At 70.8% G+C, this 21,770-nt stretch carries 17 protein-coding genes and 1 pseudogene; 9 read left to right on the forward strand and 9 right to left on the reverse strand.

What is annotated here, in order from left to right:
- Position 1: 1 nt before the first annotated feature.
- The 5 genes from SSQG_RS08750 (at position 2) to SSQG_RS08770 (ending at position 5,040) form a co-directional block, all read left to right on the forward strand.
- Entirely contained in the window at positions 2–472 is a 471-nt protein-coding gene (locus SSQG_RS08750) for a GNAT family N-acetyltransferase (RefSeq protein WP_003989372.1), read from the forward strand.
- Between the two features lie 118 nt (positions 473–590).
- On the forward strand, positions 591–1,598 hold the full coding sequence (locus SSQG_RS08755) for a hypothetical protein (RefSeq protein ID WP_039932172.1): 1,008 nt from the start codon (positions 591–593) through the stop codon (positions 1,596–1,598).
- The gene (locus SSQG_RS08760) at positions 1,595–2,848 is read left to right on the forward strand and encodes a sensor histidine kinase (protein WP_039932173.1); all 1,254 of its coding nucleotides are present in this window, start codon (positions 1,595–1,597) and stop codon (positions 2,846–2,848) included. The genes SSQG_RS08755 and SSQG_RS08760 overlap by 4 nt, the downstream gene beginning before the upstream one ends.
- Complete coding sequence (locus tag SSQG_RS08765) at positions 2,845–3,507, forward strand: response regulator transcription factor (protein WP_003989375.1); 663 nt, start codon at positions 2,845–2,847, stop codon at positions 3,505–3,507. Before SSQG_RS08760 ends, SSQG_RS08765 begins: the two co-directional genes overlap by 4 nt.
- Before the next feature lie 75 nt (positions 3,508–3,582).
- On the forward strand, positions 3,583–5,040 hold the full coding sequence (locus tag SSQG_RS08770) for a peptidoglycan D,D-transpeptidase FtsI family protein (RefSeq protein ID WP_003989376.1): 1,458 nt from the start codon (positions 3,583–3,585) through the stop codon (positions 5,038–5,040).
- A 97-nt stretch (positions 5,041–5,137) separates the two neighbouring features.
- On the opposite strand, the gene SSQG_RS08775 is transcribed toward SSQG_RS08770, so the two are convergent.
- A complete protein-coding gene (locus SSQG_RS08775; RefSeq protein WP_003989377.1) occupies positions 5,138–6,595 on the reverse strand; it encodes an NCS2 family permease in 1,458 nt (485 codons plus the stop codon).
- A gap of 271 nt (positions 6,596–6,866) precedes the next feature.
- Here SSQG_RS08775 and SSQG_RS08780 point away from each other — a divergent pair, with 271 nt between their 5' ends.
- The 4 genes and pseudogenes from SSQG_RS08780 to SSQG_RS08795 all read left to right on the forward strand — a co-directional run bounded on the left by SSQG_RS08780 (position 6,867) and on the right by SSQG_RS08795 (position 12,241).
- Positions 6,867–7,466, forward strand: a complete 600-nt coding sequence (locus tag SSQG_RS08780; protein ID WP_003989378.1) for a SigE family RNA polymerase sigma factor — start codon at positions 6,867–6,869, stop codon at positions 7,464–7,466.
- A pseudogene (locus SSQG_RS40885) lies at positions 7,463–8,319 on the forward strand (hypothetical protein). The gene SSQG_RS08780 and the pseudogene SSQG_RS40885 overlap by 4 nt, the downstream one beginning before the upstream one ends.
- A gap of 234 nt (positions 8,320–8,553) precedes the next feature.
- Complete coding sequence (locus SSQG_RS08790) at positions 8,554–9,387, forward strand: pectate lyase (RefSeq protein ID WP_003989380.1); 834 nt, start codon at positions 8,554–8,556, stop codon at positions 9,385–9,387.
- Positions 9,388–10,033: 646 nt separating this feature from the next.
- On the forward strand, positions 10,034–12,241 hold the full coding sequence (locus SSQG_RS08795) for a family 43 glycosylhydrolase (RefSeq protein ID WP_039932175.1): 2,208 nt from the start codon (positions 10,034–10,036) through the stop codon (positions 12,239–12,241).
- Between the two features lie 3 nt (positions 12,242–12,244).
- Here SSQG_RS08795 and SSQG_RS41315 read toward each other — a convergent pair whose 3' ends face one another.
- From SSQG_RS41315 to SSQG_RS08830, 8 genes are all read right to left on the reverse strand, one after another.
- Positions 12,245–12,421, reverse strand: coding sequence for a hypothetical protein (locus SSQG_RS41315; RefSeq protein WP_003989382.1), 177 nt, complete (start codon positions 12,419–12,421; stop codon positions 12,245–12,247).
- A gap of 107 nt (positions 12,422–12,528) precedes the next feature.
- Entirely contained in the window at positions 12,529–13,842 is a 1,314-nt protein-coding gene (locus SSQG_RS08800; protein ID WP_039932176.1) for a pectate lyase family protein, read from the reverse strand.
- 32 nt (positions 13,843–13,874) lie between these two features.
- Positions 13,875–14,672: a rhamnogalacturonan acetylesterase gene (locus SSQG_RS08805; RefSeq protein WP_003989384.1), complete on the reverse strand. Its 798-nt coding sequence runs from the start codon at positions 14,670–14,672 to the stop codon at positions 13,875–13,877.
- A gap of 151 nt (positions 14,673–14,823) precedes the next feature.
- Positions 14,824–16,173 (reverse strand): ABC transporter substrate-binding protein, encoded by a 1,350-nt coding sequence (locus SSQG_RS08810; protein ID WP_003989385.1) that lies wholly within the window; start codon positions 16,171–16,173, stop codon positions 14,824–14,826.
- A gap of 49 nt (positions 16,174–16,222) precedes the next feature.
- Complete coding sequence (locus tag SSQG_RS08815) at positions 16,223–18,214, reverse strand: pectinesterase family protein (protein ID WP_003989386.1); 1,992 nt, start codon at positions 18,212–18,214, stop codon at positions 16,223–16,225.
- 33 nt (positions 18,215–18,247) lie between these two features.
- Positions 18,248–19,756: a glycoside hydrolase family 43 protein gene (locus tag SSQG_RS08820; RefSeq protein WP_003989387.1), complete on the reverse strand. Its 1,509-nt coding sequence runs from the start codon at positions 19,754–19,756 to the stop codon at positions 18,248–18,250.
- Positions 19,753–20,598: a PmoA family protein gene (locus SSQG_RS08825; RefSeq protein ID WP_003989388.1), complete on the reverse strand. Its 846-nt coding sequence runs from the start codon at positions 20,596–20,598 to the stop codon at positions 19,753–19,755. Before SSQG_RS08825 ends, SSQG_RS08820 begins: the two co-directional genes overlap by 4 nt.
- Positions 20,595–21,764, reverse strand: a complete 1,170-nt coding sequence (locus SSQG_RS08830) for a Gfo/Idh/MocA family protein (protein WP_039934891.1) — start codon at positions 21,762–21,764, stop codon at positions 20,595–20,597. The genes SSQG_RS08825 and SSQG_RS08830 overlap by 4 nt, the downstream gene beginning before the upstream one ends.
- Positions 21,765–21,770 lie beyond the last annotated feature (6 nt).

A 21,770-nucleotide genomic window follows, 5' to 3' on the forward strand; every position in this document is an offset into this window, starting at 1 on the left:
CATGAATGTCGAGCTGCGCGAGGTCCACGACAGCGATCTGCCGGTCTTCTACCGGCACATGAACGACCCCGAGGCCCTCCACATGGCGGCGTTCACCCCCGAGGACCCGTCCGACCGGGACACCTTCGACGCCCACTGGGCCCGGATCCGCTCCTCGGCCGACGTGGTCCGCACGGTGCTGGCCGACGGTGACGTGGTCGGCAGCGCCGCGGTGTACGGGGTGGCGGGCGAACGCGAGGTGACGTACTGGATCGACCGCGCGTACTGGGGGAAGGGCATCGCCACGGCGGCTCTCCGGGCGCTCGTGACGGAGGTACCCGAGCGTCCCTTGTACGCCCGGGCGGCGACGGACAACGCGGGGTCCCTGCGCGTCCTGGAGAAGTGCGGGTTCCGCGCCGTCGCGTCGGCCCGAGGGTATGCCAACGCGCGGGGCGCGGAGATCGACGAGACGGTGCTGACCCTGGTGGGCTAGACACCCCCTGGGAGGTGTCCTTCTCTCCCCCGGGGTGCGCCCTTCTCCCCCGTCCGGCGGAGGCGGATCGTCGCCGTGCAGGACGTGCCGTAGGGCTGGCGCGCGGGAGGCTGCTCGCATGACGCAGTCCCTCGCGCCCACGGCCGTTCGCCGCCCCGCCGTCCGTCTCAGCCGCCCCCGGCGGGTCCTGCGTACCGTCGCCGTCCTCTCCTGCCTGCCCTACCTCGGGCTCAAGACCGCCTGGGTCGCCGGGAGTCATGTCGGGATCCCCCACGGGAGCGGGCTGCTCGACGACCGTGTGGGCATGGCCGTGATCAACGGTCTCTCCGTGCTGCTGGACAGCGCGGTGATCGTGCTGGCGCTGCTGCTGACCAGGCCGTGGGGGCTGCGGGTGCCGGCCTGGCTGCCGGCGTTCCCCGTGTGGGTCGCCACCGGGCTGCTCGCGCCGATCATGGCCGGTTTCCCGGCGCAGCTGGTCGTGAAGGCGTTCGGAGGCGGCAGCGCGCCGGGCGCGGAACACGAGCCCTTCCTTCATGGGTGGGTGTTCACCGTCGTGTATTCGGGGTTCATCCTGCAAGGGCTCGCCCTGGGCGCCCTGTTCGTGCTGTACGCCCGCGACCGCTGGGGGCACGTGTGGCGCGGCCGGGTGTGGGAGCTGCCCGTCGGTGTCGTCGGGCCGGCCCACCGGGCCCTGGCCGTCGCCGCGGCTGTGCTCGCCCTGCCGCCGCTCACCCTCCACGTCCTGTGGGCCTGCGGTGTGGATGCCGGGCTCAGCGCGGGCCGGGCGGCGGACCGGGGCGGTGACTTCTACGTCCTGGAGGCCGTGTTCGTGGCGTTCCTCGTCGCGGCCGTCGCGGGCGGCCACCTGCTGGCCTTCCGGAGCTTGCCGGCCCTGCCCGTGTGGGTGCCGCTCGGGCTGGCCTGGACCGGCTCCGGTGCCGTGGCCTGCTGGGGCGGCTGGCTGTCGCTCGCGCCCCTCGGCGGCGTGGAGGACCTCGCGGATCGTCCGACACCCCTGATGAACCTCGCCTACGCTGGGCAGATGCTCGTCGGCCTGCTCGTCGCCGCCATCGGCGCCTACTGCTTCGCGGAGCGTTCGGCCCGGGCCGTGCGGCGGGCGGTGTGAGAGACGCCGTCCGGCTCCTGATCGGCCGGCGGGCGCGCCTGCGCTGGGTCCATCTGATCCTCGGCGGCGCGCTCGCCATGCCGTACTTTCTGGTCGGCTCGGTGATCATCGGACCGGCCACCGGCAGCACGGACGTCTTCGGGTCCTTTCCCCTCCAACTCGCCTCGTTCGGTGTGGGGTTGCCGATCGCCGCCGTCTCGTCCCTGTTCCCGACGGCCCGCCCTCTGGAGGCCGCCAACGCGCGCTGGCTGTGCGGTGTGGACACGGACCGGATCGCCTCGGGACCGGCCCGGACGTGGGGCGAGAGGGTCCGCACGGCTGCCTGGTTCACGCTGCACCTCGGGATCGGCGGGATCATCGCCGGGATGTCGCTGGCGCTGCCGCCGTTCGCCGCCGTGCTGATCGCGCTGCCGGCCTTCGCGTGGCTCGGCGGCACCCGGCTCGGCCTTCCCGAAGTGTTCGACCACTCCTGGGCGTTGGCGCTCGCCCCGGTCGCGGGAGTCGCGTCGCTCGTCGCCCTGGCCGGCTGCGCGGCGGGGTGCGGCGCGCTGCTGGCCCGCTGGGCGCCGGTGCTGCTCGGCCCGACGCCCGAGGACCGGCTCGCCGCCGCCGAGGCACGCGCGGCGGAGCTGGCCGTACGCAACCGGCTGGCGCGGGAGCTGCACGACTCCGTCGGCCACGCGCTGAGCGCGGTCGGTCTCCAGGCGAGCGCCGCGCGCCGCGTCCTCGACGCCGACCCGGAGTTCGTCCGCGAGGCCCTCGCCGCGATCGAGGAGACGACCCGGCGCACCGTCGGCGAACTCGACGCCGTCCTGGGCGTGCTGCGCGAGGGCGACGCCCCCGGCACCGCCCCGGCGCCCACCCTCGCCGCCGACCTCGACGGTCTGCTGCGCCGCACCCGGGCGGGCGGGCTGCGGGTGACGGCCAGGGTCGAGGCCGACCCGGAGGCGCTGCCCCCGCTGCTCTCCCGCGAGGCCTACCGGATCCTTCAGGAGGGGCTCAGCAACGCCCTGAAGCACGCCGGGGAGCGGGTCGCCGTGGACGTATGCGTCGCGGCAGCGGACGGGCAGCTGGAGATCACAGTGGAGAACCCGCTGAGCGGCACGCCCTCCTCCCGGCCCGGCGGCGGCCACGGACTGCGCGGCATCGCGGACCGGGTCAGGCTGCTGGGCGGCACGGCGGCGGCCGGTCCGACGCCCGACCGGACCTGGCGGCTGCACGTCAACCTGCCGATGAAAGGACCCGCATGACCCGCCCTGCCCCGATCCGTGTCGTCCTCGCCGACGACGAGCGCATGGTCCGCACCGCGCTGCGCGCCATCCTCTCCGCCGAGCCGGACCTGGAGGTGGTGGGCGAGGCGGCCACCGGTGCCGAGGCCGTGTCGGTCGTGCGGGAGCTGCGGCCGGACGTCGTCCTCATGGACGTCCGGATGCCGCAGACCGACGGCATCCGCGCCACCGAGCAGATCCTCGGCACACTCGACGAGCCGCCCCGGATCATCGTCGTGACCACGTTCGAGAACGACTCCTACGTCTACGACGCACTGCGCGTCGGCGCCGCCGGGTTCCTGCTGAAACGGTCGGACGCCGACGCGCTGGTGCAGGCGGTCCGGCTGGTGGCGCGCAGCGACAGCCTGCTGTTCCCGGCGGCCGTGCGCACGCTCGCGACCGCGCACGCCCGCGCGCACCCGGCGCCGCCCGCGTGGGTGGCGAAGCTCACGGGCCGGGAGCGGGAGGTGCTGCGGCGTATGGCGGACGGGCTGACCAACGCGGAGATCGCCCGCCGGATGGAGGTCGGCCCCGCCACGGTGAAGTCGCACGTGGCGGCGGTCCTGGCCAAGACGGGCACCCGGGACCGGACGCAGGCGGTCATCGCGGCGTACGAGGCGGGCTTTCTTAACGGGAGGTGAGAAAACCGGGCCGCCGGATGAGAAATCCGGACGGAGGGAACGATCCGCCCGGCCTCGCTCGTCCTCATGTTCGGGATGAACAAGACGATCAGGCGCGCATCGGTCTTCACGCTGCTGCTCGTGTTGGCTCTGCTGGGCAGGGCGACCTGGGTGCAGTTCTACGAGGGCCAGGCGCTCGCAGACGACAAGGACAACCGGCGGAACGCCATCGAGACGTACTCGGCGCCGCTCGGGAACATCATCGTGGGCGGACGGTCGGTCACCGGCTCCGCCGCGACGAAGTCGAGCGACCTCAAGTACAAGCGCACGTACAAGGACGGCGAGCTGTACGCGTCCGTGACGGGATTCGCCTCGCAGGCCTACGCCCCGACCCAGCTGGAGGGCATCTACACCGACCTGCTCAACGGCACGGACACCCGGCTGAAGTCGGTGATGGACACCGTCACCAACCAGCGGGCCGAACCGGGCAACGTGGTGACGACGATCGACCCGGACGTGCAGAAGGCGGCGTACGAGGCGCTCGGCGACAAGAAGGGCGGGGCCGTCGCCATCGACCCGAAGACCGGGAAGATCCTGGCGGTCGTGTCCACCCCGTCGTACAACCCCTCGGAGCTGACCGACGCCAACACGGCGGGGGCCGCCTGGAAGAGGCTCACCACCGACCCGGAGAAGCCGCTGACCAACCGCGCGCTGCGCCAGCCGCTGCCGCCGGGGTCGACGTTCAAGCTGGTCGTGGCGGCGGCCGCGCTGGAGAACGGGCTGTACTCGTCGGTGGACGAGAAGACCGACAGCCCGGACCCGTACCGGCTGCCGGGCACCAGCAAGGACCTGTCGAACGAGAACCCGAACGCGCCCTGCACGAACGCCACGATCCGTACGGCTCTGGAGTACTCGTGCAACAACGTCTTCGCGAAGCTGGCCGTCAAGCTGGGCCAGGACAAGGTGAAGGGCATGGCCGAGAAGTTCGGCTTCAACGACGACCGGCTGGATGTGCCGGTGCGCGCGTACACGAGCGTGTACCCCTCCGACATGTACCCGTCGCAGACGGCTCTGACGGGCATCGGCCAGTTCGATGTGACCGCCACCCCGTTGCAGATGGCCATGGTGTCGGCGGCCATAGCCAACGGCGGCAAGCTGGTTTCGCCGCATATGGTTTCGCAGATCACCAACAGCGGCGGTGATGTGTTGCAGGACTACGACGACAAGGCGGACTCGAAGGAGATCGTCAGCTCCTCGACGGCCGAGCAGCTCCAGTCCGCGATGCAGACGGTCGTGGAACAGGGCACGGGCACGAACGCCAAGGTCCCGGGCGCGACCGTGGGCGGCAAGACGGGTACGGCGCAGCACGGCGAGAACAACAGCCAGGTGCCGTACGCCTGGTTCACCTCGTACGGGAAGTCCGGCTCCTCGGGCAAGGAGGTCGCCGTGGCGGTCATGGTCGAGCAGTCGAACGCGGCCCGTTCGGAGGTCAGCGGCAACGGGCTCGCGGCGCCGGTGGCCAGGGCGATGATGGAAGCGGCGCTGAAGGACTGAACCCCGGCCGCGTCAAAGCCGTCTGTACACGTGACGGGCCGCCCCCTTCCCCCCGGGGGCGGCCCGTTGCCCTATGTCTCCGTACGGCCGTCCGGCGTCACTTGGCGCCGAGCAGCTGCTCGATCGGGTCGATCGCGAAGTAGACGAGGAACAGCGCCGAGGTCCCCCACAGCAGCCAGTGGACCTCCTTGGCCTTGCCGAGCACGGTCTTGATGACGACGTACGCGAGGAATCCCGCGCCGATGCCGTTGGTGATCGAGTAGGTGAACGGCATCACGGCGATGGTCAGGAAGGCGGGGATGGCGATGTCGTACCGGTCCCAGTCGATGTGCTTGACCTGGGTCATCATCAGGAAGCCGACGGCGACCAGGGCCGGGGCGGCGGCTTGCAGCGGCACGATGGTGAGCAGCGGGGTCAGGAACAGCGCGAGGCCGAAGAGGCCGCCGGTGACGAGGTTGGAGAAGCCGGTGCGCGAGCCCTCGCCGACGCCGGCCGCCGACTCGATGTAGGAGGTCGCCGAGGAGGCGGAGGCGGCGCCGCCCGCGACCGCCGCGGCACCGTCGATCAGCAGTACCCGGCCGAGGTTCGGGACCTTGCCCTCCTCGTCGAGCAGGCCCGCCTCGGCGCTGATGCCGACGACGGTGCCCATGGTGTCGAAGAAGTCGGACAGGATCAGGGTGAAGACCAGCAGGACGACGGTGATGATCCCGACGCCGGGGGCGCTGAACGCCCCGAACAGGTCGAAGTGGCCGATGAGGCCGAAGTCGGGGGTGTCGACCAGCTTGTCGGGCCAGGACGGTGTGGTCAGGCCCCAGGACTTGATGTCGGCCATGGAGTTGATCACTATCGCCACCGCCGTCATGGAGACGATGCTGATCAGGATGGCGCCCTTGACCTTGCGCGCGAGCAGGCCGATCGTCAGCAGGACGCCCAGGCAGAAGACGAGAATCGGCCACCCGGCGAGCGTGCCCGTGCCGCCCAGCTGAACGGGCACGGTGGTGTTCGCGGCGTCGGGGATGCGGCTGACGAACCCGGCGTCGACGAAGCCGATGAAGGCGATGAACAGGCCGATGCCGACGCTGATCGCCTGCTTGAGCGGCTGGGGTATGGCGTGCATGACGGCCTCGCGCAGACCGGTCACCACCAGTACGCAGATCAGCAGGCCTTCGAGGACGATCAGGCCCATCGCGTCGTCCCAGCTCATCAGCGGGGCGATCTGGAAGGCGACCACGGCGTTGAGACCGAGTCCGGCGGCGAGCGCGAGCGGCAGGTTGCCGGCCACGCCCATGATGATCGTCATGACCGCGGCCACCAGGGCGGTGGCGGTGGTGAGCTGGACGGCGTCCAGCTGGTGCCCGAACTTGTCCTTCGCACTGCCCAGGATGAGGGGATTCAGGACAAGGATGTAGGCCATCGTGAAGAACGTGGCGAAGCCGCCGCGGATCTCCCGGCCGAGGGTGGAGCCCCGCTCGGAGATCTTGAAGAACCGGTCGACGCTGTTCACCGGGGGTGGTGCGGTGGGCGGCCGGTCGGTCACCTGCTGCGGTTCGGACATGACGCGTGCTCCTCGGTGCCGGGGTGATCGGTGTGCGGATGCTGGCTGGATTGTCCTCGCGTTGAACCACGTTCAGGTTTTCTTCGTGTTACGGAATCAGAGCCCGGCCCGCCAACCGCTGTTCGAAGCTCCGTACGAACCATCCTGACGATCGCTGCTACGCTTCCCGATCTCGTCCGGGCCTCCCCCGGATACTCACATGTCATCTACATGACACTCACAGGGGCCCCCGCCCGGGAGTGCCCGAAGCCGCTGCGAGGAGAGGTCGCCCGTGGGCACTGTCGTCGACGACGCCGCCTCCGTGGAGTTCCACGCCTTCTTCGAGCGCCACTACGCCGAACTGTCCCGCCTCGCCTATCTGCTGACGGGCGAGTCGGACACCGCCGACGACCTGGCGGCGGACGCGTTACTGGCGCTGTGGCACCGCTGGGACCGGGTGCGCGCGGCCGACCATCCGGCGGCGTACGCCCGCGGGGTGGTCGCCAACCTGGCCCGCACCCGCATCCGCAGCGCGGTGCGCGAGCGACGGCGCATCGCCCTGTTCTGGTCGCAGCGCGAGGAGAACACCGAGAACCCGGACGTCGCGGGCGTGGTCGACGTCCAGGAGGCCCTGCGCAGGCTGCCGTTCCGCAAGCGGGCCTGTGTGGTGCTGCGGCACGCCTTCGACCTCTCGGAGAAGGACACCGCGCTCGCCCTCGGCGTCTCGGTGGGTACGGTGAAGAGCCAGACCTCGAAGGGAATGGCCGAACTCCAGCGGTTGCTGGGCACACCGGGGGTACCGCAGCGCATGCACGCGGCGCTGGGCGCGCCCCGTTGCTCACCCGCCGTGGAGGGCGTGCGCACCGGTGAGGGCGGAGGGAGGGACCGATGACCATGCCGCGAGAGGTGCGGGAGGAACTGCACACCCGGCTGCACGAGGCGGCCGGGGCGCACGAGCCCGACCGGGAGCGCATCCTGGCCCGGGTCGAGCGCGGCATGGCCGGCCCGGCCGGTTCCGGCCACCGGTTCACGCGTCCGCCGGTGTTCGGCTGGCTCCGGGTGACGGGTGCGACGGCCGCGGTGGCCCGGTGTGCTGGCGGTGGGCGGGTACGCGGTCGCCTCCGCCGTGAAGGAGGAGGCCGCCCCCGCCGCAGCAGGAGGTGGCGACGTCGCCGACACCGGAGGCCACGCCCACGCCGTCACCGGAGGCGTCGAGCCGGGCTCCCGTGCCGCCCGCGGATCCGACGCCGAGCCGCGCACCGGAGCACCGCGAGTCCGGCCGGCCGCCTTCGCGGCAGCCGAGCAGCTCCGTCTCCGTACGGCCGCCCGCCGCCACCGAGGACGGGCCGCTGTGGTCGGACGGCTCGGTCGACCCGCACAGCAACGACTTCTGGGCGCAGAGCAACATCACCCTCAAGACCCGTGAGGAACTGACCGCGCTGTCCGTGCGGTTGCGGGTCGCCCAGACCGGCGGGGTCTCCGACGCGGGCGCCTGGCGTTCCCTGCCCGAGCAGGACTTCACCCTCACGGTCGACGAGCGGGACGGCTTCCTCGTCTACACCTGGACCCTCAAGGAGGGCCGTACGGTCCCGGCGGGCGAGTGGGTGTTCGCGGGGCAGTTCGACCACGCCCGCGGCGGGCGGGACGCGGGCGCGGACCGCTACACGGTGACGGCCGCCGCGGGCTCCGACCGGCTGTCCGTGGGGGGCGGCTTCGCCGCGGTGGACGACGCCGGGAACGGCTGACCGCTCAGCGGCGGCCCGGTCGCGGTGGTTCGGCCGTTCGGCCGCGGCCGGCTCGCGCGCGTCGCGGGGCCGCGGTGCGGTGGACACGGATGCGTGCCGGCCTCCAGCGGGTAGGGGCGCCGTCGACGAGCCCTGACGCACTGGCGTGAAAAAACCTTGAAGGCGCGGCAACCCCTTCCTCACCGGTGGCGACCAGTACGCGCAAGAACCACCCCCCATCTGAGGAATCGGTACATGACTGCACCAGCAGAACAGCGCGTCCGCCATCGCCGTCGGGTCACCAGGCGGCGGGCGGTGATCTCCGGGCTGTCGGCGTTCGGCATCGCGGGAGCCGCGATCGTCACCACGTCGATGCTGTCCACCGCCAGCGCCGCGTCCTCCTGGCCCTCCGACACGGGCAGCGAGCCCGTGTCGAAGACCATCCCGGTCTCCGGTGTCCGCGACGGCGGCATGAAGATGTTCTACGGCACCGGCGCGCTCGGCAAGGACAACCAGGACGAGGGCCAGGACCCCCTCTTCGAGCTGGCCGACGGCGCGACCCTCAAGAACGTCATCATCGGCAGCCCGGCCGCGGACGGCGTGCACTGCAAGGGCAGTTGCACGATCCAGAACGTGTGGTGGCTGGACGTCGGCGAGGACGCGGCCAGCTTCAAGGGCAAGTCGTCGTCCGCGGTGTACAAGGTGATCGGCGGCGGCGCGAAGAACGCCGACGACAAGGTGCTGCAGTTCAACGGCGCCGGCACGCTGAACGTCTCGGGCTTCCAGGTGGAGAACGCCGGCAAGCTGGTGCGCTCCTGCGGCAACTGCTCGACGCAGTACAAGCGCACGATCGTGCTGAACGACATCGACGTGACGGCGCCGATGAACGCGATCGTCGGCGTCAACCAGAACTACGGCGACACCGCCACGCTGTCGAAGATCCGTGTACACGGCGACAGCAAGAAGAAGATCAAGACGTGTGTGCGCTTCGAGGGCAACAACACGGGCAAGGAGCCCAAGGAGCTGACCCCGCCCGGCCCCGACGGCAAGACCTGCAACTTCAAGGCCTCCGACATCAGCTACCAGTGAGGCCGCACGCCGCCTGAGCTCCGGCCGGTCCCGTAACCCCCCTCGGGACGGCCGGACGCCGGATGTCCGGGCCCCCAGTCGGACCACCCGGCACCACGACCTTCCGGAGCCCCTCTCCGGGCGGTCGAACGCACTGGCCGAGCCCCCCTCGGCCGGTTCGCGGGACGCCCCCGCCGCATCGCACCGGCGGGGGCGTCGCCGTGTGTGCCTGACGGGCATCGCAGCCGCGGCGGTCCGGCCCGCCGTGCGCTGCGGCTGCCGGCGAGGCTGCCCGCCGCGCCCACCTCGGTGCACGAGGTCACGGGCGACCGGCCCGGCCCGCAGCCGGCGGACGAGGTGTGGTCGCACTCGGGCACCTACCCGCCCGGCCGCGGTCGGGCCGTCGGCGGCCTGATCCTCCACGGCACCCGAGGCGGCCGCCCTTCAGTCCCGGAACGCCGTCGGACAGGCCCTGGTTCATCGTCGAGCCGATGGTCCTGGAGCCGGTCGCCGCCGCGCCGGGAAAGGGTTGCCGCTCCCCCGCCCGTGGATCCGAAACTTTCGGAACCACGGGCCTCATGCACACCCGTTGACGCCCTGTCCCCGCCCGGTGAAACTCCGAGAGCCGCTATCCAACAGAATCCCCCAGACTCCGACAGGAAGTGTCATGCGCCCCCGCACGCTCCTGCTTCCGTTCCTGGCCCTGACGGGGCTCCTCCTGACCCTTCTCACAGCGCCGCCCAGCACCGCGGACCCCGGAGCACCACCCGTGAAGCATTCCAAGTACGCCGGCTATCTCTTCGCCTACTTCACGGGCGAGGGCACGGCCGACGGCGAGCAGATCCGCTACGCCCTCAGCCGGGGCAACGACGCCCTGCACTGGCGTGAGCTGAACGCCGGCAAGCCGGTGCTGACGTCGACGACCGGCGAGAAGGGCCTGCGCGACCCGTTCGTGATCCGTTCCCCCGAGGGCGACAAGTTCTACCTGATCGCCACCGACCTGCGGATGTACCAGAACTCCAGCGGCAGCTGGGACCAGGTCCAGCGGCACGGCAGCAAGTCGATCATGGTCTGGGAGTCCACGGACCTCGTCCACTGGACCGACCAGCGCCTGGTGAAGGTCTCCCCCGACAGCGCGGGCAACACCTGGGCCCCGGAGGCCTACTGGGACGACAAGCTCGGCGAGTACGTCGTCTTCTGGGCGTCGAAGCTGTACGCCGACGACGACCCGGACCACAAGGGCGACACGTACAACAAGATGATGTACGCGACCACGAAGGACTTCCGGACCTTCAGCGAGCCCAAGGTGTGGAACGACCCCGGCTACTCGGTCATCGACTCCACGGTCGTGAAGTACAAGGACGACTACTACCGCTACACCAAGGACGAGCGGGACCCCAGCTCCTCCAGCCCCTGCTCGAAGTTCATCACCGGCGAGAAGTCGGCCTCGCTGACCTCGACGAAGTACGACTTCGTGGCCGACTGCATCGGCAAGGGCGCGATGGACCGCGGCGAGGGCCCGACGGTGTTCAAGTCGAACACCGAGAAGAAGTGGTACCTGTTCATCGACGAGTACGGCGGTCGCGGCTACGTGCCGTTCGAGACCACCGACCTCGCCTCGGGCACGTGGACGCCGTCCACGAACTACCAGCTCCCGGCCAGCCCCCGGCACGGCACGGTCCTCCCGGTGACGCAGCAGGAGTACGACCGGCTGCTGGCGGCCTACCCGAGCACCTCCACCTCGGTGGTGGACGCGACGGCCCGGCACCAGAAGGGCTACTCGATCGTCACGGAGAGCGCCTCGAAGGTCGTCCTGCCGATGGAGCCGGACGCCGATCCGCGCGGCCTGGCCCCGAAGCTGTGGGTCGGTGAGGGTGCGAAGCTCAGCCCGAGGTCCGGCACGCGCCGCGACTTCCGCACGCCGCAGAAGTACACGGTGACAGCCGCCGACGGCACCAGGCGCACCTGGACGGTCGAGGCGGTCCGCACCCGCAGCCCCTTGCTGCCGGGCCTGAACGCCGACCCCGACGTCCACTACCTGAACGGCAGATACTGGATCTACCCGACGACGGACGGCTTCCAGGGCTGGAGCGGCACCAAGTTCAAGGCGTACTCGTCGAAGGACCTGGTGAACTGGAAGGACCACGGCGTCATCCTCGACCTCGGGCCGGACGTGAGCTGGGCCGACAAGTACGCCTGGGCACCCGCGATCGCCGAGCGGAACGGCAAGTACTACTTCTACTTCTGCGCCGAGCAGCAGATCGGCGTGGCGGTGGCCGACTCCCCCGCAGGCCCCTTCAAGGACGCGCTCGGCAAGCCGCTCGTCGCCAAGGGCGGTTCGCTGAAGGGCCAGATGATCGACCCGGCGGTCTTCACGGACGACGACGGCCAGGCGTACCTGTACTGGGGCAACGGGCACGGCTACGTGGTGCCGCTGGGCGACGACATGGTGTCCTTCGACGCGTCGAAGGTGAAGGACATCACCCCGGACAACTTCCGCGAGGGCTCCTTCGTGATCAAGCGGAAGGGCACGTACTACTTCATGTGGTCGGAGGACGACACCCGCAGCGAGAACTACCACGTGGCGTACGCGACGGGCCCGTCCCCGCTCGGCCCGTGGACCAAGCGCGGGACGATCCTGGAGAAGCGACCCGAGTACGGCATCCTCGGCACCGGTCACCACTCGGTGGTGAACACTCCCGGCACCGACGACTGGTACATGGTCTACCACCGCTTCGCCCTCAACGGCCCGGGTCTGCCGGGCGGCGACGGCATGCACCGGGAGACCACCGTCGACCGCATGGAGTTCGCGGCGGACGGCACCGTCAAGCCGGTGGTGCCGACCCTGGAGGGCGTCAAGCCGGTACGGCGGTGAGCCTCACAGGACGTCGTCGAGCCAGCTGAAGACCTCGTCCTGCGTCTCGCGGACGAAGACGTGGCCGAGCCCCGGCCACGCCCAGGGCCTCCAGTCGCCGAGGCAGGTGTCCCGGGTGTGCGACGCGGCCTGTTCGGCGTCGAGTCGGGGCCGGTTCTCCGGCACGGGCTGCGCGAGCATGCGGCCGCTCCTTCGCGGTGCGGCCGGTGCGGATGGGGAGAAGCCGGGGCGGACGCACCCCGGGGCAGGGGTGCGATGCGGGCCGCCCCGGCCGGCTCAGGGCAGGGTCAGCGCACGCGGCCGGCGCCCGCGCGGGCGTCGACGAGTCCCGGGACGGCCTTCGCCGGGTCGACGTGCGCCCGCAGGGTCGGTGTCCAGCCGGCACCCGACTGGAGCGTCTCCTCCGGGATCTCCGCGTTGTGCACGGCGATCAGGTCGACGGCCTTGCCGTTGACGAGGTTGGCTCCCGCGGTGACCGGCGCCTCGCTCCACTTCTTGAGGATCTTCGCCGGGCTGATGCCCTGCGCCAGCGTGAACGCGTTGTGCTCGGCGACGAGCCGGGACTCCTTGCCGACGCCGTAGACGTAACCCCACTTCTGGGCCTTGGTGACCACGAAGTGGTTGTTGTAGGAGTCGACCTGGCCGAACCGCACCCGGGGCGCCCGCTCCACGATGCCCTCGAAGCGGTTGTGGTGCAGGGTGACCTTCAGCTTGCCCGTGTCGTCGGCGGTGGCACTGTCGCTGTTGCCGATCAGCATGGTCTTGTCGTGGTCGTCGAACGAGTTCCACGACACGGTCACGTAGGTGGAGCCGCGCACGACGTCGAGCAGCCCGTCGTGCCGCTGAAAGGTCTTGCCGAAGTAGGACGGCAACGCGCTGTCGGGGTGACGGCCGTCGGTCAGCGTGTTGTGGTCGACCCACACATGGGTGGAGCCGTAGACCACGACACCGTCGTACTCGCTGTTCCAGGCACCGGTCTTGTTGTCGTCGGTCGGATCCCACTGCGGGAAGCAGTCGATCGGGGCCTCGACGGTGAGGTTGCGGACGATGACGTTGTCGACGCCCTTGATCTGGAGGCTGCCGCCGAGGATCCCCGAGTCCTTCCCCACACCGATGACGGTGGTGTTGGCGGGCACGGCGGCCTTGATCGTCTTGTCCTGCTGGGCGGCGGACGCGGCCCGCAGTTCCTCCTGCTCACCGCTGACCGGCTTGTCGTGCCCCCAGACGGCCGGGTCGTAGGCGGCGAGGTACTTCTGGAAGTCGTACCCCTCGGCCTCGAACGCCTCGCACCCCTGGGAGACCGCGTCGATCATCCCCTTCACCTTGATGATCTTCGGTGCGGACCCGCCGTCCTTCAGTGCGGCCTTGAACTGCTCCCAGGAGGTGACGGTGTAGACGTGCGCGGCATCGGCCGCGGCACCGCCGGTGGTGCCGGTGCCGTACGCACCCCACCCGTCGCCGGCCCCGAGGGTCTGGCGCGCCACGTCCCGGGGCTGGGCCTGCGCGCCGGTGCCGCTCAGGGACAGCACGAGCGCGGCGCATCCGACCACGACAGCGACTCTCCGCTGAATGGCATGATCATGACACTTACGAACGTTCATGGTGCGGCTCTCTTCCTTCATCGTCGGGGGTGTTACGAGGCGGCTTCCGGCCAGGTGATCCAGGACTCCGGAATCGCCGCATCCAGCCGGCGCACATCGCGCGGCCCCAGCACCCGGGCTTTGAGCAGCTCCTGGCCCACCAGCCGGGCCACGGCGATCGCGCCCGGCGGATTGAAGTGCGTGTTGTCCTGCTCGGTCGCGGTCCAGTTGAAGTACTTCTTCGTCTCCTCGACCCCGAGCCGCTGCCACAGGGCGAGCGACAGGGCCTGGACATCGAGCAGCGCGACCCGCTCCTCGGCGGCCAGCGCCCGCATGGCCGCCGGATACTCACCGTGCGTCGGCAGGGCCTTGCCGGCGGTGTCGAACCGCCGCCGCTCCACGGAGGTCGCCAGCACCGGCCGCGCCCCACGCGCCCGGGCCCCGTCGAGGTACGTCCGCAGATACTGCTGGTACGTCGACCAGGGCTCGGTGTACCGGGTGGGGTCCTCCGCCTTCTCGTCGTTGTGGGCGAACTGCACGAGCAGGAAGTCCCCGGGCCTGATCGCGGAGAGAATCACATCGAGGCGACCCTCGTCGACGAAGCTCTTGGAACTACGCCCGTTCACGGCATGGTTGGCGACCGAAAGCCCCTCACGCAGAAAGAACGGAAGAGCCATACCCCACCCGGTCTCGGGCGCGGCGTCGGCGTATTTCTGGGCGGCGGTGGAATCACCGGCGATGTAGAGGGTGCGACTTCGGCGACTGGCGGCTTGTGCGGCACCGCTGGCGGAGAACGCGAGGGGCACGGCAGCGACAGCGGCGACTGCGACCTGTCTTCGGCTGAGAGACACGCGTGTTCCTTTCTGACATGCGGATGGTGGTTCCCTCAGGGGCGCGGGGCAGTATTGATATGCGGCTCCGCCGCGTGGGCGCGACAAGCCACGGGACGGCCCGCACCCTGCAATCCACAGGCCGCCCCACGGCGAAATCCAGCAACCCGAACTAACCGTTCTGCTGATCCCACTCCGCCTGCGCGCTGTTCAGCTGCTCAGCCAACGCGTCCAGAAATTCCTTCGCGCTCATCTTCCCGAGCAGCACCTTCTGGAAGTTCGGCTCATTGTCTGCCTTGGAAATCGTGTTCCAGTCGGGCAGGTAGTACGGCAGCTGCACGATCGTGGTGGACCCGTCCGACAACGCGTCAGCGGCCAGCTTCGTCGGCTCGGCCTTCGAGATCCACGCATCCCCGGCCGCGTCCGTGTTCGCCGGCACCTGCCCCGCCGTCTCGTTGAACTTCGAGTTCTCCGCCTTGGACGTGGCGAACTCGATGAACTTCCACGCGGCTTCCTTGTTCTTGCCGCTCTTGAACAGCCCCAGCCCGTCCACCGGGTTGGAGACCTGGACCCGCTTCCCCCCGGGCCCGGTCGGCTGCGGAATACCGCGGAACTTGTCGACCCCGAGCGCCTTCACATGGTCCTGGTACGAGCCGAGATTGTGGTTCAGCATCCCGATCGTGCCGGAGTCCCACTGCGCGACCATCTTCGTGAAGTCGTTGTTGAGGTCGGCCGCGGGCGTGACCTTCTTGTACAGCGCCGCGTACTTCTCCAGCGCCGCCACGTTCTTCGGATCGTTCACCGTGGTCTTCTCACCACTGGAGTTCCAGAACGAGGTGATCCCGGACTGCCCGTACATGGCGTCCAGCGCCTGGGCGATGGATCCCGTGCCACCGCGAATGGTGTACCCGAACTCGTTCTTGCCCTGGTTCGTGAGTTTGTCCGCGGCCTCGTAGAACCGCTCCCACGTCGTCGGCTCCTCGAGGCCCGCCTTCTTGAACAGGTCGGTGCGGTAGTACAGCACACCGTTGTTCGCGGAGGTCGGGATCGAGTACAGCTTGTCGTCGCCCCCGCCGGCCGCCTTCAGCGACTCGACCATGTCCTTGTTGAGCTTGCCGTCGAGCGAGGACCCCGCGAGCCGCTCGTCCAGCGGTTCCAGCGCGCCCTGCGCGGCGAACCCGGCGAGCATCGCCGCGCCCACACCCCCGACGTCCGGCAGGCCGCCGCCCTGGAGGGCGGTGTCCACCTTGGACTGGTACTCGGTGGCGGCGATCCCGACGTACTCGACCTTGATGTCCGGGTTGGCCTTCTCGAAGTCGGCGATGATCTCCTTCCAGATGTCGGTGCGGACACCGCCGTTGTTGTCCCAGAAGACGATCTTTCCCTTGCCGCTGCCCTCGGCGCCCTTGTCCCCGCCGGCGCCGCTGCCGTCGTCACCGCAGGCGGTGGCGGTCAGGGCGAGCGCGGCCCCCAGGGCGACGGCCGTGGCGGCGCGCCTGCTTCTGCGAATGCTGATCTTCATCGGTCGGCTCTCTTCTTCTGGATCCAACTGGCTGTGACGGTGGGGGTAGTCAGTGGTGGCGGGCGTACGGAGCCCAGTGGTCCGTGCCCTTGAGGTAGGCGGCGACGGTCTGGGACCGCGCCTCCTCGTCGCTCAGCTGCGGACGGTCGGCGGTGACCGTCGCGCCCGGACCGTGGTTGCGGTACTCGGCGAACCGCGCGTCCTTCCACGAGAAGCCGCTCATGTCGGTCCACGGCGCGGACTTGATCGCGGCCGGCAGCTCGGTGTCCCGGATCAGCACCTGGGCGACGGCGTCGGGTTCACCCCCGGGGTGCCAGGGCCGCCCGAGGTGGAAGGAGCCCGCCGGCGCGTCGCTCACGATCTTCGACCTGGTGATGAGGAACCCGTGCGGGTTCCCGGTCCACGTCGAGGCGGCGGTGATGTAGCCGTTGTTGGTGTCCGAGCCCCGGCTCAGCGCCCGGATGACCGACCGCTCGATCACCGTCGTGGCCCGGCCGTAGAGGAAGTCGACGTCGCCCTCGATGGAGGAGTCGCGGACGTAGACCCGGCTGACGGTGGTGAGCTTGGGGCTGTCGGTCATGAGCGTGTCCTGGTTGCCCAGGAACGCGGTGTCCTCGAAGACGATGCGGTCGCCGGTCGTCTTCATCGCCAGCGCCTGCTCGCCCTTCAGCTCGTGCGCGGCCTCGTCGAAGTCGTTGCTGAAGGTGAGGTTGCGTGCGGTGACGTCGTTCGCCGCGATGCGGACGGTGGCGCTCCCGGTCGAACCCCCGTACTCGGCGGGCGTGTCGTAGACGACGACGGTGTCGGAGCGGTCGCGTCCGGTGCCCCGCAGGAGGAGGTTCGGCTTGCTCGCGGGGATGTACACCTTCTCGCGGTACGTGCCCGGCGCGACGGCGATCTCCACGGGGGTGTCGTTGCCGTCGGGCACCGCGTCCACGGCGGACTGCACGGTCGGGTAGGCGCCCGGGACGTGCAGCACGACCGGGCCGCCGATGCGCTTCTGCGGGCCCGAGAAGCGCTTCACCAGCGCGGGCACGGCGGCGGCCGGGTCGAGCCGGTAGTCGTAGAACTCTCGCGGGTCGAACGCGGCGCCCCACGCGTCGTGCCGGCCGGAGGTGTTCCTGAGGACGGAGCCGCGCTGCACCAGCTCGGCGGTGGTGTCGGCCTGGTAGGGGTGCTGGACTCCGTCGTAGTAGCTGTTCTCGATGACCATCTTCGTCCGGCCGCGCGACCAGTTGCCGTACGTCCACACGGGGTCGCCGTCGGACAGCTGCGAGGACAGGTAGTTGTTGTAGAGGTGCGCGTAGGCGCAGTTGTCGGCGGACGGGTTGCGCTGCTTGGTGCCGCGGAACCAGTTGTGGTCGACGGTGATCTGCGTCCTGACGTTGGGCGTCCAGCCGATGCCGAAGGTCTTGTTGTTGTTCGTGAACTGGTTGTAGGAGACGGTGACGTACTCGCTGTCCTTGCGGATGTCGAGCTGGCCGTCGCAGATGCGCGAGAACCGGATGTGGTCGATCCACACGTGGTGGGCGGTGTCCAGCCGGATGCCGTCGAAGTCGGTGTCCTTGCAGTCCCAGTTGCCCTCGATGGCCGTGTCGCGGATGGTGAGGTTGCGGATGACGACGTTGTGCGTGCCGGGGTCGAGGGTGAAGCCGCCGTGCACGATCTCGGCGGAGTCGCTCACGCCGATGATGGTCTTGTCGGAGGCGACGGGTATCTCCGTGCCGAACGGGTCCATCTCCACAGAGCCCTTGACGCGGATGACGTAGGGCTCTTCGGCCGCCGCGTACTTCGCCAGCGCGGCCTGATCGGTGACGGTGACGATCTTGCCGCCCGCCCCGCCGGTGGTGCCGCCTGCGAGGGAGGCGAAGCCGTGCGGGCGATCGGTCCAGCGGTCCGCGGCGGGCGCGGCCTGCGCGGGCGGGGCGGCCTGGGCCTCCCCGATCGCCCCGAGACCCAGCGCGGCGACGAGACCGAGCACGGTGGCCACGACCTTGCCGTGCCCCGGTCTTGACAAGCGCTTGCTGCGGAGGTGCGTCATTGCGGCTCCCAACAGGCTTACGACTGGAGTGCGTTACGAGGCGCTGATCCGGAACCGGGTGAAGGTCGCCGCCCCGGCGTGGCCCTGACCGGCGGGTGCGAGAGCGACGAGGCCCAGCAGGGCGCCGACCCAGCGCCACGGGGTGGCGGTGAAGACGGGGCCCGACGGCCGGAAACCGTCACCGGTGTCGGCCGAGAAACGGCAGCGCGCGCCCGCGCCGATCTCGATCCGCAGCCGGGCCCGGCCGTCGGTCGCGAGCCGGGGGTGTGCGGCGTCGCGCTCGGCGTCCGCGACCCCTTCGGCGAACCGGTGCACGAGGTGCGCGGTCCCGTCCGGTCCCCGCTGGAGCCCGATCCAGCCGAACGCGTCCCCGAGAACCGCGAGCCCGGCCCTGGCCCCGGGCTCGTCGCTGTCGAGCCGCAGCTCCACCTCGACCGTGCAGGGCTTGCCGGGCATCCGCTGGGTGAGCACGTTCGGCAGTTTGCGCAGGTCGTGCGCTTCGGCCGAGCGGACGCAGGTCAGCCGCAGTCCGTCCCCGGAGTGCTGGGTGGCCCAGCCGTCGCCCGGGTTGGCGGTCCACTGCCACTGGCGTCCGTAGCGTCCGCCGGGGAAGTCGTCGTCGGTGGCGGGCGCCGCCGGCGGCTGCGGCGGCAGCGCGGGCCGCCGGTGTACGGCGACGGGGGCGCCGTCGTCCCCGAGCACCGGCCAATCGTCCGCGCCCCAGCGCATCGGCTGGAGGTGCACGACCCGGCCGTAGGCGCCGCGCTGCTGGAAGTGCAGGAACCAGTCCTCGCCGGACGGGGTGCGCACCCAGCCGCCCTGGTGGGGACCGTTGACGTCGGTGTCCTTCTGCTCCAGGACGATCCGCTCCTCGTACGGCCCGAAGAAGCCGCGGGAGCGGAAGGCGCCCTGCCAGCCGGTCTCCACGCCGCCGGCGGGGGCGAATATCCAGAACCAGCCGTCGTGCCGGTAGAGCTTGGGCCCTTCGAGGGTGAACCAACCGGGGATGCGGTCGGCGTCGACGATCACCTTGCCCTCGTCGAGGAGTTCGGTGCCGTCGGGGTGCATGCGGTGGCCGGTGAGGCGGTTCTTGACGCCCGAGCGGGACTTGGCCCAGGCGTGGACCAGATAGGCCTCGCCGGTCTCCTCGTCCCACAGCGGGCAGGGGTCGATCAGGCCCTTGCCGGCCTTCAGCAGGTGCGGGCGGGTCCACGGGCCCCTGATCTGCGGGGCGTTGACCTGGAAGATGCCCTGGTCGGGGTCGCCCCAGAAGATCCAGAAACGCTCGTCGTGATACCGGAGGGACGGGGCCCAGACGCCGCAGTCGTGGCGGGGCCCAGCGAACTCCTCGGCCGGTTCCAGCCGTTCGAGGGCGTGACCGACCAGGGTCCAGTTGACCAGGTCCCGGGAGTGGAGCAGGGGCAGGCCGGGGGTGCGGCCGAAGCTGGAGGCGGTCAGGTAGAAATCGTCGCCGGCCCGGACGACGTCAGGGTCGGACCAGTCCGCGTCGAGGATCGGGTTGCGGTAGGTCTCCTCGGTCACGGGCTCACCGCCTTGCGGACGAGGGCGGCCGCGGCGTCCCGGTCGAGACGGCCGTCGGCGACGACGGTGACGACCCGGCGCACGACCGTCTCGCCGGGCGGGAGCGGCAGCCGCTCGGCGTGCGCCAGTGAGGAGCCGACCCCCGGGTACTCCCCGGTGCGCACGAACCACGGGTCGCGGCGGGTCTGTTCGGTGGCGCCGGCGAAGACCAGCGTCCAGGTGCCGCCCCGGAGGGCGAGCCAGTCGGCGGGGCGGCCGTGGATCCGCTCCTCGCCCTCCTCCGCGGCCGTGAAGACCTCCGGCGGGAAGGACTCCTTGCGGGCCCGCCAGAAGAAGCCGCCGTAGGCCGCGCCCGGGCGCCCGTTGGTCGCGGGGCTGCCGATCGACAGCGGGATCCTGGTGACGTTGGTGACGGAGAAGGTGAGGTCCAGCGCCCAGGCCTGGTCGGTGAGTTCGGTGGCCGCGACGGTACGGCGCTCACGCAGCAGCTCACCGCCCGCGGCCACCCAGCGCAGCTCCTCCACGAAGCCGTCCGGGTCGCGCAGCTGGAACGCGACGTGCCGCTGGGAGCCGTGGTTGTCCAGCTCGGTCGGGCCCCGGTCGCGGACGTAGGTGCGCCCGCCCCAGAAGTTGTGCCCCTCGACGTCGGGAACGGCGACACCGACGCCGAGGTGGTGTGCGTGGTCGGCGGGGCTCAGCTCGGTGACCGCCGTACCGGTCAGGGTGGTGACGGGGTGCAGGTACGGCCGCGGGGAGAGCCGGGCCGGCAGCTCGGGCCGGGTGACGTACCGGCCGACCGGCCGGCCGGCGACGCGCAGGACCGCGGTGTCGTTGCCGGTCATCGGGTGCTCACCTCGTTCGACAGATGCTCCGGGGCCCAGGGGGCGCCGAGTTCGGAGTAGAGGGAGAGGGTGTCGGCGGCGGCCGCGACGAGTCCGTCGATGCCGGGCACGACCCGGCGGTTCTCCTCGGGGATCCGGCGCCAGGCGGTGTCCGGCAGCGGCGCCGGGTCGGGAGCGGTGCGGATGGCCTCCACGACCTTCATGAAGGCCCCGGTCTCGTCCGGCGGGACCAGCAGGTCCGCGCCGGTGGTGAGGTGCGCGACGAGGTTCTCCAGCAGGTCGGTGCGGCCGTGGTCGGACTCCTGAGGGCCGTGGCCCGCGCGCTGGAGCAGCACGCGGTCCTGCTTGTACCAGAAGGTGATCCGGCCGGTGCTGCCGTGCACCAGGACGTACGGCTCGTCCGCCTCCTCGGCGCACAGGGTGGCGGCGACGGTGACCGGGTGGCCCTGCGCGGTGGTGATCCGGACGCAGGAGGTGTCGTCGGACTCGATGGCGTTGGCGCGCAGCAGTTCGGTCTCGATGCCGGTGACGTCCTCGGCGCGGGTGCTGCCACCCAGGGCGAGGGCGGTGGCGACGGCGTGGGCGAGCGGGTTGGTCAGCGCCCCGTCGATCACGTCGACGCCGTTCAGCCGCCGTTTGCCCGCCCAGGGCGCCCGCCGGAAGTAGTCCTCGTCCCGTACCCAGGCACCGGCCCCGCCGAGCCCGACCAGCCGGCCGATCGCGCCCCGGTCGATGAGTTCGCGGACGGCCGGCAGGGCGTGCGACCCCAGCGACTGGAAGCCGATCTGGCAGACGACACCGGCGGCGGCGACCCCGTCGGCCATGCGGCGGAACTCCGCGTACGAGGGGGCGGGCGGCTTCTCCAGGAGGAGGTGCACGCCCCGCTCGGCCGCGGTGAGCGCGAGATCGGTGTGGGTCGGGATCGGGGTGCAGATCACGGCGATCCGGGCGCCGGTGGAGTCCAGCAGGGCGCCGAAGTCGGCGGACTGCTCGGGGGCGCCCAGGTCGCCGAGTTCCTCCTCGGTCAGCGGCGTCAGCTCGCAGACGCCGGCCAGCCGCACGATGCCCTTCTTCTGCAGGCGGCGGATGTTCTCGACGTGCCACCGGCCGTGCCCGCGGGCGCCGGCGAGGACGACGGGCAGGGGGGTGCTCAGGGGTGCGCTCATGGCGTC

Origin of the sequence: Streptomyces viridochromogenes DSM 40736 (assembly GCF_000158955.1) — a bacterium.
GTDB classification, from domain to species: Bacteria; Actinomycetota; Actinomycetes; order Streptomycetales; family Streptomycetaceae; genus Streptomyces; species Streptomyces venetus.